This window comes from Streptomyces sp. NPDC090499 (genome assembly GCF_044769305.1).
GTDB lineage: Bacteria > Actinomycetota > Actinomycetes > Streptomycetales > Streptomycetaceae > Streptomyces.
Map to the genome: position 1 here is coordinate 289,864 of NZ_JBIVXP010000008.1, position 13,813 is coordinate 303,676.

Below are 13,813 nucleotides of genomic sequence, written 5' to 3' on the forward strand. Positions count from 1 at the left end.
GCCGGGGCCTCCTCAGGGCGCGCGGAACGCTACGAGGCGTCCAGCACCGTGCCGGTGAGCGCGAGCCCACCGGGCAGCGGGTTGCCGCCGTCGTCCGTCTGCCGGAAGGCCACCGACTCGGCCGGTTCGGCGACCTGGTCCGGTACGGTCGGCACGGTCACGTCGAGGCTCGTCCGCCCCGCGGGCACGTCCAGCCACAGGTACAGGCCGTCCACCTGGGACAGCGGCCGCTCCGGGTCGGGAGCCGCGCCGGAGACGTCGGCCAGCCAGCCGGGGTCGACGTCCTTGGTGGACAGCTCCGTGCCGCCGCTGCCGACCGGCACCGGCACGAACAGCGCGCCGATGTCCGTGTCCGCGGCCTCCGACAGCGAGATCCGCCACTTCAGGGCCGAGCCCTCGGTCACCCGGTCCGCGAGCGGAGTCACGGTGACGGTGGGTGCCGGGTCGTCGTCGTGCACGGTCACCCCGCCCCGGTAGGAGCCGACGACCGCCCCGTGGACGGCCTTGACCAGCACGTCGTACGGCACGTCGGCGCCGTAGCGGGTGTTGCCCCGCACCTTGACCGGCACGTCGATGCCGTGGCCGCCGGGGCCCACGGTGACCAGGCGGTCCTTCGCGGTACCGGTCGCCGGGTCGACGACGTACACCCGGACCTGGCCGCTGCCCCGCCCGGACACCCGCACCGGAACGTGGTAGGTGCGCACGCCCGAGTCGCCCTCGTCGACCGTGAGCCGGCCGACGTCGACGCGCGGCAGCCCGGCCGCGCGGACCGCAGGGGTACCCGGCCGCCAGCCCCAGGCGTCCATCAGCCAGGCCCGTCCGGACCCCGAACGCGGCGTCAGGTCGAGCGAGGTGACGGACCGCAGGTCGAGGCCGGCCCGGTGGGCGGCGGTGAGCGGTACGCGCAGTTCACGCGCCCAGTAGGACGCGGTGCGGTCGCTGCCGGGCAGACCGTCGACGCGGACCCGGCCCAGCGTGGCACGCCGGCCGTGGCTGTCGGTGACGGACACGTCGAGAGCGGTGCCCCGGGAGTTCGGCGGCACGAAGACCCGGAGCGCGAGTGCCTCGGCACCGGAGAGCGAGACCGGCCGCGCCACCCGGATGCGGGCCGCGGACCCGGCGGACGTCCAGTGCAGCGCGATCGCGTGCCGGCCGGCCTCGCGTCCCGTCTCCCACTGCGCGAAGTGCGGCGAGACACCCGTGGTGCCCCCGCCCAGGCAGGCCACCGCCGGGTCGGGATCGACCGCCGAGCACAGCCGGCCACCGGTCACCGTCACCTTGCCGTCCGGCAGGAACCCGGCACCGCGGTTCGCGCCGACCGCGTGCGCGAGCACCCGCGCCGGGTCCGCGGACGGCGCCCGCCGCCCCGAACCGTCCAGCAGCGGGCGGACCCTGTCGTCCCCCGTGACGAACAGCCGGGCCGCCGCCGCGATGTACGCCGAGCCCGCCCGGTGCTGCTGGTCGGCGGTCAGCCGGGTCGCGGCCCCGGGGGAGCAGACCGGGTCCGGGTGGTCCGGGTCGTCGGAGAAGTCGTCCTCCGCGGGGGCCTGCGCCTGACCCGGCGTCCACTCGGTGTTGAAGAAGTTGTGGTCGGCGCCGATCACGTACACCGCGCTGTGCAGGGCCTTGCCGCTGCTGACGGCGCGGGTGCCGTCGACGTACACCTCGCCCTGGAGGTCGGAGACGTCGCCGTCGCAGCCCGGCAGGATCGTGAGGGACGGCACGTCCGGGACCGGGTTCTGGCCGAAGACGGTCGGGCCGATCAGCACGGTCCCGCTGACGTGCCAGCGCACCTTGCCGTGGTAGCCGTCCTGGCCGGCCGGTGGCGGGTACAGGCTGTCCAGCGCCGCCCGGTTCACGCCCTCGCCGCCCCGCGAGTGGCCGATCAGCAGCACCCGGGAGAGGTCGGCGCGGGGTGCCTCGCGCACGACCGGGGGTGCGTGGCGCGGGTCGCGCGCCCAGTCGGCCCAGTGTGCGAGGTGCAGCCGGATCAGGGACGAACGGGCCTGCGCGCCGCCGTCCTCGGCCTGCCAGTCCTGGCCGTTGATGCCGTTGGCCGAGATCGACACCGTCAGGTAGCCCTGGGAGGCCAGCAGTTGCTGGTCACGCAGGTAACCGCGGTGGCTCGGTATGGGGAGCGTCCCGGCCGGGCACGGCCAGGCGCCGGAGGCGTCGTCGGAGCCGCCGTGCGGGGCGTAGCAGGTGGCGTGGCGGCCGTGCAGGAACAGCGCGAGCGGGCGGGCCCCGGAGACCCCGGTGGGGGCGACCACCACGGCCTGCATCTCGACCGGGACGGAGAACCCGGGCAGCCGCACCGACCTGAGCCGGTACGAGCCCGTCCTGGTGCGGTACGGACCGGGCTTGCCCGGGTCCACCGGATTGGCGGGCAGCTGGGCCGGGGGCGTGACCGCCGCCGCGGGTCCGGACGCCTCCGCGCTCGGTCGGGTGTCCAACCGGCGTCCGCCGGACCAGACCTGCAGGTTCTTCAGCGCTCCTGTCGGCGCCCCGTCCAGGCCGAGCCGGAAGGTGTGCCCGTCCCGCTCCGGCCTCGGCACCCCCAACAGCCGCCCGTCCGCACGGAATTCGACCCGTGCGTCCCCCATCGGCACCCGTCTGCCGGACCGCCACACCAACTGGGGCGCCTGCCGGCCCTGGTCGATGTGCCAGCCCGGCGGCAGCTTCCCGTCGGACACGGCTGCGGCCGGGGCCTGTTGAGCGTGCGCCGTGGTTCCGGACACTCCTCCCGCAAGCGCGAGCACCGCCGCCGCGGTGACCCATATGCGCCGGGTACGGACCAATGTTCCTCCTCCTCGGAACGCGAGCACGGGCCGCCCCGGCCGTTCCGGGGAGCCCCTCGCGTCCCGGAGGACGGGGAGCCGAGTCTGTGGGTTGCCTGTGGGGCGGGAGTGGATGGATCGCGTGCGGGGAGTCTGCTACTCGACGCCGGGTGGTACGACCGTGGCGTGGTGGTAGTACATCCGCCGGCCGCTCCGCTCGTCGCGTCGGCGCCAGAGTGAGCTGTGCCGGGAGCGGCGGTCGCCGAGGCGGGCCTCGAAGGTCACCAGTACCAGGCCGGGGGCGAGGGCGACGCCGGTCATGCCGGACGGTTCGTAGCGGGGGCCGTCCGTCGACGCGCCCGGTCTGTCGGGCAGTTCGGCGAGCAGCTGCTCGTACCCGTACCTGCTGCCGGAGGCGCCGACCTCCACGAACTCCGGGTCCAGCAGCTCGGCCGCCGACTCCCGGGAGGCACGCACCGCGGGATCCATGAGCCGCAGCTCGCCAGCGACCGCAGCCGCCACCTGGGCCGGTTCGTCGTTCATGGGAACATCCTCGCCCGGCGCCCCGGCCGCCGGGCAACCGGATTTCCGACCGTCAGGTCCAGGCCCGGTACGGCTCGTCCAGCAGCTGGAAGACCGGCTCGCCCCGCACCGGGTCCTTGGCCGTGGAGAGCCTGACGCGGTCACCGCTGTGGATGCCGATCGGCGGGCCCATGACCCGGCCCCGGACCACGAACCCCTCGGCCATCTCGACCAGGGACACGTTGCGCGCGGCGGGTGTGTTGCGGTGCACCACCGTCGAGTGGCGGACCGTGCCCGTGCCCTCGCTGCGCTCCGTCCGCAGTTCGCTGCCCTGGCACACCGGACACAGCAGCCGGTGGTACATCGCGGTGCCGCACCAGGTGCAGCGCTGGTAGACGATGGCGTCCTTGGCGCGGTCCGCGGGTGCGGGGTCGAGAACGCCCGTCGCGAATCCGACCGCCGACTGCGCGGCGCTCGTCGAGTGGTGGTACACGCTGGTCAACTCCCTGCGCTCGCCCGGAATCCCGCGTGTCCGGACCCGGCCGGGCACGCCAGTGCCCGGTTGGCCGTGCCACCGTGCACGCCGACAGAATATGGCACTCAGTGCCAACCGTAAAGGCACTGCGTACCCCGAATATGAGGTCTTCCGGATCTCAGGCGCGGCCGAACGCGGTCTCGATCTCCTGGACCACGCGCCACAGCGGGGCGTCCCGCCGGGAGACGAGGACCACCACGTCGTCCGGGTGTTCCGCCGCGCCGCCGAACAGCGCCGCCGACGCCCCGCCAGCGGCGGGGCCGGCGGCCGTGGTGCCGAACGCGGCCTGCACGTACCCGAGGGCGTGGCCGACCGTCTCGTCCGCGTCGACCCGGCCGTCCGAACGCAGCCAGGAGCGCAGCGCGTTGTTGTGCGCCGCGACCACGGCCGCCGCGACGACGTCCGCCCGCAGCGTCCCGTCGGGGCGGCCCGCGTACCGGCCGCGCAGGTACTCGGCGAGCGCGCGCTCGTAGCGCCACACCACCGACAGCTCGTACGCGCGCAACCCCGGGACCTGCTTGGTGAGCCGGTAGCGCTGCACCGAGAAGGTCGGGTTCTCCGCGTACATCCGCAGCACCAGCCGGGCCGCGTCGCACACCCGCCCCACCGGCTCGCACCGCGGGTCGCCCGCCGCGAGGAAGGCGGTCATGTCGGCCAGGCACCCCTCGTGGTCGGGGAAGACCACGTCCTCCTTGGACGGGAAGTAACGGAAGAACGACCGGCGCCCGACCCCCGCGAGGGCGACGATGTCGTCGACGGTCGTCTGCTCGTACCCGCGCTCGAGGAAGAGCCGGAAGGCGGCCCCCACCAGGGCGTCCCGCATGGGCGGCTTGACGGGCGGTGCCACGCTGCTGGAGCTCATGGACGCGAACGTAGCACTCCGCCGACCTGCATGGCACTCGGTGCATCAGGCAGGGGACTGAGTGCTCCGCCGGCCGTCCTGGGCCCGCACCGGCTCCCGCGCTGAACCGGTGGGGCGGTCCCCCCGTATGTGTTCTCGGGGATCGCGGACTCCCCGTGCGCACGGGGAGTGGAAGGAGAGCAGTGTGTCGACACCGCCCGACCCTGAACGGCCGCACCGCGGACCGGTCCTGGAACCGGTCCGGGTCCTGCGCCCCCGCCGGCTCGACACCCTCGCGGAGCTGATGCGCGAGTTCCACGCGGAGGCGGAGGCCGCCGAGCGGACGCGGGAGACGAGAGACGCGACAGACGCGAGGGAAGGAAAGGCGGCGGGGAACCGGGGCCCCGCGGACTTCGAGGCCTTCGAGCCGGCCGCCGGTTCCGGCACCGGGGCCGGGGCCGGTTCCTTCGGCTCCGGTGTCGGTTCCTTCGATTCCGGCACGGAGGACGAGACCCAGGAACTGCCGCCCGTCACCGACGGCCCGCGCGCCGCGCCCGGCGGCCGCGGGTACGGCCACGGCGCCGACCCGTCCCGTGTCTTCGGCTTCGGGCCGGGACTGCGCCGGGCCGCCGTCGTGGTGGCCGTCGGCGCGGCCGCCCTGGTCGGCTTCGGCTGCGCCCTGCTGCTGCCCGGCCGGGAGGGCACCGCCGAGGCCGCCCAGCCGTCCGAGCCGGCCAGCACGGCACCGGCCTCGACCCCGCCGGCCTCCGACACCTCCACCGACCCCGACGGCGCCGGCACCCTCCGCCAGGGCGACACCGGCCCCGACGTCGTCGAGCTGGAGCAGCGTCTGCTGCGCATCCCGGACGTGTACCGCGACGGCTCCACCGGCGGCACCTACGACGCCGCCCTGACCGCCGCCGTGGAACGCTTCCAGGTCTGGTACGGCATCAGCGGCGACGAACGCGGTGTCTACGGCGACGACACCCGCCGCTCCCTGGAGTCCCGCACCAGCCTCACCGGTGGCTGACCGCCCGGAGCGGCGCCTGCCGCTCGCCCTGCACCGGCACCCGGATGTCCAGCACGCACACGTCGTCGCGCCGTTCGCCCGTCAGCGTCGCGGCGAGGAGGTCGTCCAGGGAGGCGGGGCCGGCGGCGAGCGCGGCCGCGGCCAGGCGGTCCAGGCCCGCGTCGATGTCCTCGCCGGGCCGCTCGACCAGGCCGTCGGTGTACAGCAGCAGCCGGTCGCCGGGCTCCAGCTGGAACTCGGCGGACTCGTAGACGGGATCCGCCGACGCGCCGAGCAGCATGCCGGCCGGACGGTCGAGGCGGTAGGCCCTGCCGCCGCGCACGAGGAGCGGCGGCGGGTGCCCCGCCTGGGCCCAGGCGAGGCGCCGCTCGGCAGGGTCGTAGCGGGCCAGGACGAGCGTCGCGGTGGACTGGGCGTCGCGCGAGTGCAGGAGCAGGAAGTTGAGCCGGGCCAGCGCACCGGTCAGGGAGGAGCCGGTGCTCACCATGCCCTTGGCGGTGAACCGCAGCTGGGCCATCGTGGCGACCGCGTCGACACCGTGGCCCGCCACGTCGCCGACCACGAACAGCGCGGCTTCGTCGGGCAGTTCGATGGCGCTGAACCAGTCACCGCCGACGTGCACCCCCGCCTGTGCGGGCAGGTAGGCGACCTCGACGCGCAGCCCGTGCAGCTGCAGCGGGTTGCTGGGCAGCGGCAGCAGCGCGTGCTGGAGCCGGGCGGCGAGCGCCCGTTCGGCGTCCAGGACGCCGCGCTGCACGAGGATCGCGCGCTCGCTGTCCACCAGGGCGAGTTCGGCGCTGCGCTGCGCGGTGAGGTCCTGCACGAAGCCGTGCACCTCGACGACCGTGCCGTCCGCGGCGCTGACCGCCTCCGCGACGGCCCGCAGGTGCCGTACCGCGTTCCCGGTCCTGATCCGGAACGGCACGTCGAACGACCGGCCGGAACGGGCGAGTTCGGTGACGGCACGGGCCAGCGCGTGGGCGTCCTCGGGCAGTACCAGGTCGGGCAGCAGGTCCAGCGGCACCGCTCCCCGCCCCGGGTCGCGGCCCAGGATCGTGTACACCTGCGGCGACCAGTTGACCTGACGGGTGACCAGGTTCCAGTTCGCCCAGCCGAGGTTGCCCAGCCGCTGCAGCTCCGCCAGCCGCTGCTCCTGCCGTTCCTCGGTGTCGTGCCGCAGCCAGGTCACCAGCAGCCCGTCGCCGGCCCGCGCCGCCCGCACCGAGTAGGTGGCGGTCACGGTCACCCCCGCGACGATCTCCTCGTAGACGAACGGCTCGCCCTCGTACGGCTCGTCTCCGGAGAGCGCCTTCAGGTACCCCTGCCACAGGGACTCCCCGGCGACGGAGGGATAGCTCTCCAGGATGTGCGAGCCGATCAGCTCCCGGCCGGTGCGGCCCAGGATGTCGACGGCACCCGGAGTGGCCGCCTCGATGCGGTAGTCCTCCACCTCCCCGGCCGCGGTGCGCAGCGGGATCAGCAGGACCGTGGCTCCCGGCAGTGCGTCGAGCACCGACTGCACGGCCGTGGCGAGACCCGAGGCCACCGGCTCCGAGGGGGTGTCGAGGGTGCCGAGCGCGCCGAGCCGGCCGGCGCCGAGCCGGGCGCCGGACTGCAGCAGCTCACGGTCCGCGTGTGAGAAGCGGGCCGCGGGGCGGCGCAGTACCCCGAGGGCGGTGTCCGCCGTGAGCGGCACCCAGGCCCGGGACAGCCAGTGGCCGGGCGGTTCGTCGATGAGCTGGTAGACCTGCCGGTCCTCGGCGAAGTGCTCCAGCCAGAGCGGCTCGCCCGCCTTCAGCACCTCCAGCGGGGCGATCCCCTGCAGCGGGGGCACCTGGTGCCACCGGGCGGCGAGCGTGGCGTCGAGTCCCGCGTGCCCGACGAGTTCGAGCCCGTCGCCGGGCAGCCGCCGGTACAGCAGCACCGCGTCGGCGTCGACCCGGGGCGCCAGGTGCTCGTGGAACGCCTCGGCCAGGTCCTGCGGGGAGCCGACGTGCAGCAGGGCCGTGCCGAGACGGCTGAGGACCTCGGCGGTGCCGGGCGGGGCGGGCGACCCGGGGGGCGCGGCCGGGGCGAGCGGTTCGGCGTCCGGGACCGTGGCGGCGGGCGGGGTGGGCATCAGGGCGCCGAGGGTGAGCCAGCACTCCTCCAGCAGCGTGCGGTTGCCGGCCTCGGCCCGCTGCGCCAGCGCCTCGTGGGCGGCGTCGGGGGAGCAGCCCGTGGTGGCCATCAGCGCACCCTTGGCACGCTCCACCACCGCGGAAGTGGCCGCCGACTCCCGTAGCCGGTCCAGCTCGGCGCGCTGCCTGGAGACGATCCTGGCCAGGGCTGCCAGCTCGGCGACGGCGCCGCTTTCCACGGCAGGCACGTACTCGCTCGTCACGGGTCGAGCATGGCACAAGTCGGTGCCTCCGATCACACTCGTACCCGATCCGTGAAGGATATGGGCATCGGTGAACGGATATGGTCAGCGGCCGGTGCTGTGCCCGACGAGCGCCTCGGTGACCACGCGGACGCTGCGGGCGATGTGCTGCAGCTGCATGACCTCCGCCGCGTACAGCTTGATGGTGTGCTCGATGACCGACTCCGGCAGGCCCAGCAGGGGCAGCTCGGCCCGTGCGGTCTGCAGCGCCGTGCGCGCCACCCGGACCTCCTGCTGGACCTGGATCTGCGCGTGCCGGGCGAGCAGCACGGGGTGCCTGATCAGTGCCGGATAGCTGGCATAGCGGGCCGGGACCAGCTCGCGCAGCCACTTGGCGGCGGAGCGCTCCCAGTCGTAACTGCCCGGTGCCTTCACCTGGCAGGGCCAGTCGGGGCTGATGCGCGCGGTCGTCGTCAGAGTCATGGTCATCGCTTCCGGGTGTGCGGCGTCGTGAGGGTGCTCGACGGAGGTCTTGGCGGCTCCGGCCTAGGGGATGGCCGGAGCCGCCGCGGGCGGATCGCGCAGGCGATGCCCGTTCGAACAACCCCGGCGCCGACGCGGGTAGGAGACGGCGGCTGGGGGTGTCCGTGCGAGGCCCCGGACGCCGGCCGCCGGCACTGCGGGTGGTGCTGCGTGCGCATGGGCGGTCCGTCGGCTTTCTCGGGGCGGGTGCGAGCGGTGCGTCCTCGGTGCGGAACATGCCCGGAGTGGGCCGGGTGGGTGATCCGTGAGCAGTATTTATATATGCCGTCCGGTTTGCAAGACGCATGAAAACATTCATGCGTGAAATGAGGTGAATACTCCCCTTACGAGGTCCCGCGGGGGCACCGGATCCGGGTCAGTCCTTGAGGAAGAACTGGTGTTCCTCGGCGACCTGCTCGTACTCCTCCAGGCGCGCCTGGGTGCGCTCGGGATCGGCGTCGGTCATGGCCTGGAGCAGGGCGGCGGCCATCAGGCCGGGCGCCGCGTAGGTGTCGAAGACCAGGCGGGCCCCGATGCCGGTGCTGAAGGTGACATCGGCCTCGTCGGCGAGCGCGCCGAGCGCCAGGTCGGTCACCAGCGCGACCCGCAGCCCCGCCGTGCGCGCCACCCGGATCGCGGTCAGCGTCTCCTGTGCGTGTCGCGGCATGCCGAAGGCCAGCACCCAGGTGCCGCCCGCCTCGCGCGACTGCAGCAGCGCGTCGTAGGCCACGCTGCCGCCCCGGGTCACCAGCCGGACGTCGGGGTGGATACGGCGGGCGGCGTAGGCGAAGTACTCCGCCAGCGAGACGGAGATGCGCAGGCCCAGCACGGTCAGCGGCGACGACTGGGACAGCTCGCGGCCGATCCAGATCACCCGGTCCGGGTCGGCGAAGTCCCGGCGCAGGTTCTCCAGGTTCTCGATCTCGGCGTCCACGGCGGCCTGGAGTTCGTTGCTGCGCTGCTCGGTGGCGGCCCCGGTGCCGCCCGCCAGGGTGCGCAGGGCGATCGACTGGAGCCGCTCGCGCAGCGCGGGGTACCCGCTGAAGCCGACCGCACCCGCGAACCGGGTCACCGACGGCTGGCTGACCCCGGCCCGCTCGGCCAGGTCGGTGATCGACAGGAAGGCCGCCTCGGTGATGTGGTCGATCAGGTACTGGGCGATGCGGCGCTGGCCGGGGGAGAGCCGGGGGCCGTCGAAGAGCTCACGGAGCTGGGAGGTGGGCGCGGCCTCCGCCTCCGGCACGGTTTTGCCCGAGGTGATCGCGGATGCCTGTGCTCGTGCCTGCTGCGGCGATGGCACCGAAGCGCCTCCTTTGTCTCCCACGAGGACTCAACATAGCTCACGGACCGTGGTGACCAGGGGTTGTGCGGTACGCCGGACCGTCCTGGCGCCGAACGCCCAGGATGCGGAAACAGCACCGGGATTCCGGTGCCCGCCGGCGACGGATGCGGTGGCCCTCGCCGGCGGATCGGGTGGATCGTACGGTCACCGCCGATAGATGGTGATCGAATGACCGACATCATCGACCGGACGGCTGGTGTCGATCAATTCGGCCAGTCCGCCCCGCGCCTTGGCGGCCGACGAGTCCGAGACGACCAGCAGCCCGTGCACCTGCCCCGGCGGCACCTTGCGGGGGTCGGCGGCGTGGATCCCGTAGTACGCCGGGACACCACTGCCCTTGTAGACCAGCCAGATCCGCTCGCCCGGGTAGCGCTCCGCCAGCCGGTCGGCGAGCCTGCCCAGGTCCTGCCCCCAGTCCACGTTGGAGTCGTGCAGCCACAGATGCGTCTTCGCCGGACCCCCGAACGCCTCGTTGGCGTACGGCAGATAGAACGGGAACGTCCGCAGCGAACTCACCGCGACGAACAGCACCAGCGCCCCGCCGACCGGCCGTGCCCAGCGCCGGCGCACCGTCAGGGCCGCGGCCCCGGCCACCGCGAGGAACATCGGCATGAAGACCGCGTACCGCGTCCCGAAGTCCCGTGACCCGGTCATCGCCGAGGCCAGCAGCACGGCCGGCGGCAGCAGGAGGTAGGGCGCGGCCCGCCGCAGCCGCCGTACCGCGAGCAGCGCGAGGGCACCCGCCGCCCACAGCGCCAGCATGCCGAGCGGGGTCTTCACCAGCAGGGCGGCCGGCAGGTAGTACCAGCGCGAGCCGGTGTAGAGGTGCCCGAACAGATAGCCCTGCCAGGGGTAGTCCTCCAGCGCGAACTGCATCCGCATGCCGTCCCGGTAGGACTCGGGGAAGGGCAGCAGGCCGGTCAGCAGGCCCCGCAGGCCGTGCACCGCCGGCACCGGCTCGGCGGACAGCGCACGCAGCCGGGGATCGACCGCCAGGTAGGAGAGCCAGACGACGGCGACCGCCGTCACCGTCACCACGACCGCGGCCGCGAGGGCGCGCCGCGCACGCCCCGGGCGCGCCCCCCACACCGCCAGCACCGCCAGCGCCACCAGCACCGGGATCGCGGGCAGCGCGCTCATCTTCGTCGCCACCGAGGCCCCCAGCGCGGCCCCCGCCAGGGGCAGGTACAGCCGGGGCCGGCGCCGGGCCCGCCACACCAGCCACGCAGACGTCAGCACGAACCCGGCGGACGGCACGTCCAGGGTGGCCAGCGAGCCGTGCGCGACGAGGTCCGGCGAGAAGCAGTACAGGGCGAGCGCCAGCAGCCCGGCGGCCGCACCGAGGACCTCTCGGGCGAAGGCGAACGCCACCAGACCGAACAGCAGCGTCAGCGCGATCACCGGCAGCCGTGCCCACAGCATCACCCGCCAGGGGTCGTTGCCGGACGAGTACAGCAGATGCCGGCCCACCTGCCCCTGGTCGCCCCGGTACGCCGCGTCGTAGTGCGGGTCGGCGACGGCGATCCCGGCCATGACGACCAGCTTGCCGAGCGGCGGGTGCTCGGTGTTGTAGCGCAGCCGGTGCTCGTGGAGGTAGTCGGTGGCCGTCGCCACGTAGACCGGCTCGTCGATGGTGGGGGTCTGCTGCACGGCGGTGGTCACCATGGCCGCCGCCATCTGGGCGAGCAGCAGCACCGTGAGGACCGGCACCAGCCACCTGCGGCGGGCGCGCAGGGCGGCGGTCAGGCGGGCCGCGGCGGCGGGCCGGGGGAGGGGGCCGGGGCTGTCGGGGAGGTCGGGGACGCCGGGTTCGAGGACCGACTGCTGTTCGCTTGCCATCATCCGCCCCGCGGGGACACCGGGCCCGCGGTGACGGGAGCGATCACGAGCAGCCATGGGCCTTACTGTCGCATCGCTCCCGCCACCGGGCGCGTCACCGCTTCACGAGTCGTACCGACAGACCGTCTGCCGTGTACACGGGTACGGCCCGCAGCGTGGCGGAGTTCAGCTCCACCTTGTCGAACTGGCCGCGCAGCCGGGGCGCGTCGACGACCGGCAGGGTGCTGCCCGCGGCCGGCGGGCGCTCGGTGTCGAGGGTGAGCGACAGGGTGGCGCCCTTGCCGAGGACGGCCAGGTGCTTCACCGTCAGCGGCGCCTTGCAGCCCTTGGCCAGGGTGACGGCGAGGGCGCCCGCGTCCTGCGTGTACGTGCCGCGCACGAACAGCTCCGAGGCGACCCGCAGGGTGCCGGCCGAGACCCGGACGTCACCGCGGCCCAGCGCGTCCCCGGAAGCGGCGACCAGGGTGCCGGCCGCCAGCACGGTGCCGCCCCGGTAGTTGTTGTCGCCGGTCAGGGCCAGCGTGCCGGTGCCCTTCTTGGTCAGACCGCCGTGGCCGTCGATGTCGTTGCGCCAGGCGTCGGCCGCCGCGAACCCGCCGGCCGCCGCGTCCAGGGTGACGGTGACGTCCGCGTCGAAGGCGCCGTAACCGTCCGCCGCGGCGAACAGGTTGAGGCGGCCCCACTGCTCCGGGCCGTCCAGCAGCACGTACCCGGAGGGCAGGCCGGTCGTGCGCAGCACCTCACGGCGCTGGTCGGCGGTGAGGTACGGCTGCCGGGTCTCAAGCAGCACCTCCGCGCCCTTGGGCACGTCGAACGGCAGCTCGCGGCCCTCCCGGTCCAGGATGTACGTCAGCCGGGGCGTGGCCGCGCGCTCGTTGGCCGCGCGGTCGGCGTACGGGTCGGTCGCGGTGCCGGCCGAGTGGGCGTAGGCGTACAGGGTGTCGGCGGTGGAGCCGGTCTGCGCCGCGAAGTAGGCGAGGGCCTGGGCGCGGGCGGCCGCCTTGAGGTCGGCGTTGGCCGGGTCGGCGAGGGTGGCGGCGGCCAGCGCGGTGGCCATGATGCGGCCGCCGATCACGTCGACCGTGTTGTGCATACCGGCGACGATGCGGGTGTCGCTCAGCTCCAGGGCGCGGGTGACCAGCTCCTGGAAGCGCTCCGGCACCGCGTACGCGTAGGCCAGGCCCGCCAGGTGGAAGGCGTTGGTGTGGCCGGACGGGAAGCCGCCGTCGTCGGTGGGGGAGGTGCTGCGCTGGCGCAGCAGCTGCGGGGCGACGGCCACCTCGGAGTCGTAGACCGGGAAGCCGTACGCGTCGGTCTTTCCGGTGTCGACGACCTGGCTGTCCTCGTTCATGCGCCACGGACGCGGGTACTGGTAGGCGTACTTGGACGGGTTGCCGGACGCGTAGTTGCCGCGCAGGGTGTCGACCAGGGTGGCCACCTTGCCCAGCGCCGAGTCGTGCGAGCCCGCGCCGAGCGCGGCGCCCGCCGGGGCGCCGGCCGGGACGGCGTCGTTGACCGTGGTGGCGGGCGTGCCGTCGGGGGCGCTGGTGATCGAGGTGACCGCGAGGGCACCGGCCCGGTAGACGTCGGCGAGCGGGCCGAGGCCGGCGATCATCGCGTAACTCTGGTGCTGGCGGTCGTAGATGAACGCCTTCTTCGCGTCGGCGGCGCTGCGCTTTCTGGTGATCTTGGCGCAGTAGCGCATGTTGTCGCGCAGGATGTCGGCGCGCAGCACGCTGCCCGTGTTCCAGGCGGTACCGGTCTTCCAGATCCGCGCGAAGCCGCCGAGGATGCGGACCACCGCGTTGGTGTCGGCGGTGAGGTTGGTGCTGATGTTCGTCTTGTAGTCGTCGACGAACGCCAGGGCCGTGGCGGCCTTGGCGTCGGCGGCGGCGAGCCAGCCGACGAAGGTCGGGGCCGCCAGCACACCCGCCGACGCGCCGAGCGAGGTCTTCAGGAATCCCCGTCGGCCGACGGCGGGGCCACGGGTCGGAGAAGCGGAGTGGTGCCCGGCAGGTGACGGCATGGGTGTGCCTCTCTTGA

At 74.1% G+C, this 13,813-nt stretch carries 10 protein-coding genes; 1 reads left to right on the plus strand and 9 read right to left on the minus strand.

What is annotated here, in order from left to right:
- Nucleotides 1-29: 29 nt before the first annotated feature.
- From ACIQVL_RS28940 to ACIQVL_RS28955, 4 genes are all read right to left on the minus strand, one after another.
- Nucleotides 30-2,798 carry a hypothetical protein gene (locus ACIQVL_RS28940; protein ID WP_403476760.1) on the minus strand — a complete coding sequence of 923 codons (2,769 nt, stop codon included), beginning with the start codon at nt 2,796-2,798 and terminating at the stop codon, nt 30-32.
- Nucleotides 2,799-2,933: 135 nt separating this feature from the next.
- Nucleotides 2,934-3,320 (minus strand): DUF4440 domain-containing protein, encoded by a 387-nt coding sequence (locus tag ACIQVL_RS28945; RefSeq protein ID WP_403476761.1) that lies wholly within the window; start codon nt 3,318-3,320, stop codon nt 2,934-2,936.
- Nucleotides 3,321-3,372: 52 nt separating this feature from the next.
- Nucleotides 3,373-3,792, minus strand: coding sequence for a Zn-ribbon domain-containing OB-fold protein (locus ACIQVL_RS28950; RefSeq protein WP_403426268.1), 420 nt, complete (start codon nt 3,790-3,792; stop codon nt 3,373-3,375).
- A 160-nt stretch (nt 3,793-3,952) separates the two neighbouring features.
- On the minus strand, nt 3,953-4,696 hold the full coding sequence (locus tag ACIQVL_RS28955) for a TetR family transcriptional regulator (protein ID WP_403476762.1): 744 nt from the start codon (nt 4,694-4,696) through the stop codon (nt 3,953-3,955).
- 184 nt (nt 4,697-4,880) lie between these two features.
- On the opposite strand from ACIQVL_RS28955, the gene ACIQVL_RS28960 reads away from it, so the two are divergent.
- Nucleotides 4,881-5,705, plus strand: coding sequence for a peptidoglycan-binding protein (locus tag ACIQVL_RS28960; RefSeq protein WP_403476763.1), 825 nt, complete (start codon nt 4,881-4,883; stop codon nt 5,703-5,705).
- Here ACIQVL_RS28960 and ACIQVL_RS28965 read toward each other — a convergent pair.
- The 5 genes from ACIQVL_RS28965 to ACIQVL_RS28985 form a co-directional block, all read right to left on the minus strand.
- Entirely contained in the window at nt 5,692-8,088 is a 2,397-nt protein-coding gene (locus ACIQVL_RS28965) for a SpoIIE family protein phosphatase (protein WP_403476764.1), read from the minus strand. The two genes, ACIQVL_RS28960 and ACIQVL_RS28965, sit on opposite strands and share 14 nt — an antisense overlap.
- An 84-nt stretch (nt 8,089-8,172) precedes the next feature.
- Complete coding sequence (locus ACIQVL_RS28970) at nt 8,173-8,556, minus strand: hypothetical protein (RefSeq protein ID WP_403425940.1); 384 nt, start codon at nt 8,554-8,556, stop codon at nt 8,173-8,175.
- Nucleotides 8,557-8,965: 409 nt separating this feature from the next.
- Nucleotides 8,966-9,889: a MurR/RpiR family transcriptional regulator gene (locus ACIQVL_RS28975; protein WP_403425938.1), complete on the minus strand. Its 924-nt coding sequence runs from the start codon at nt 9,887-9,889 to the stop codon at nt 8,966-8,968.
- 186 nt (nt 9,890-10,075) lie between these two features.
- Nucleotides 10,076-11,827: an ArnT family glycosyltransferase gene (locus ACIQVL_RS28980; protein ID WP_403476765.1), complete on the minus strand. Its 1,752-nt coding sequence runs from the start codon at nt 11,825-11,827 to the stop codon at nt 10,076-10,078.
- Between the two features lie 37 nt (nt 11,828-11,864).
- Nucleotides 11,865-13,796, minus strand: coding sequence for a phosphatase PAP2 family protein (locus ACIQVL_RS28985; RefSeq protein WP_403476766.1), 1,932 nt, complete (start codon nt 13,794-13,796; stop codon nt 11,865-11,867).
- Nucleotides 13,797-13,813: the final 17 nt, after the last annotated feature.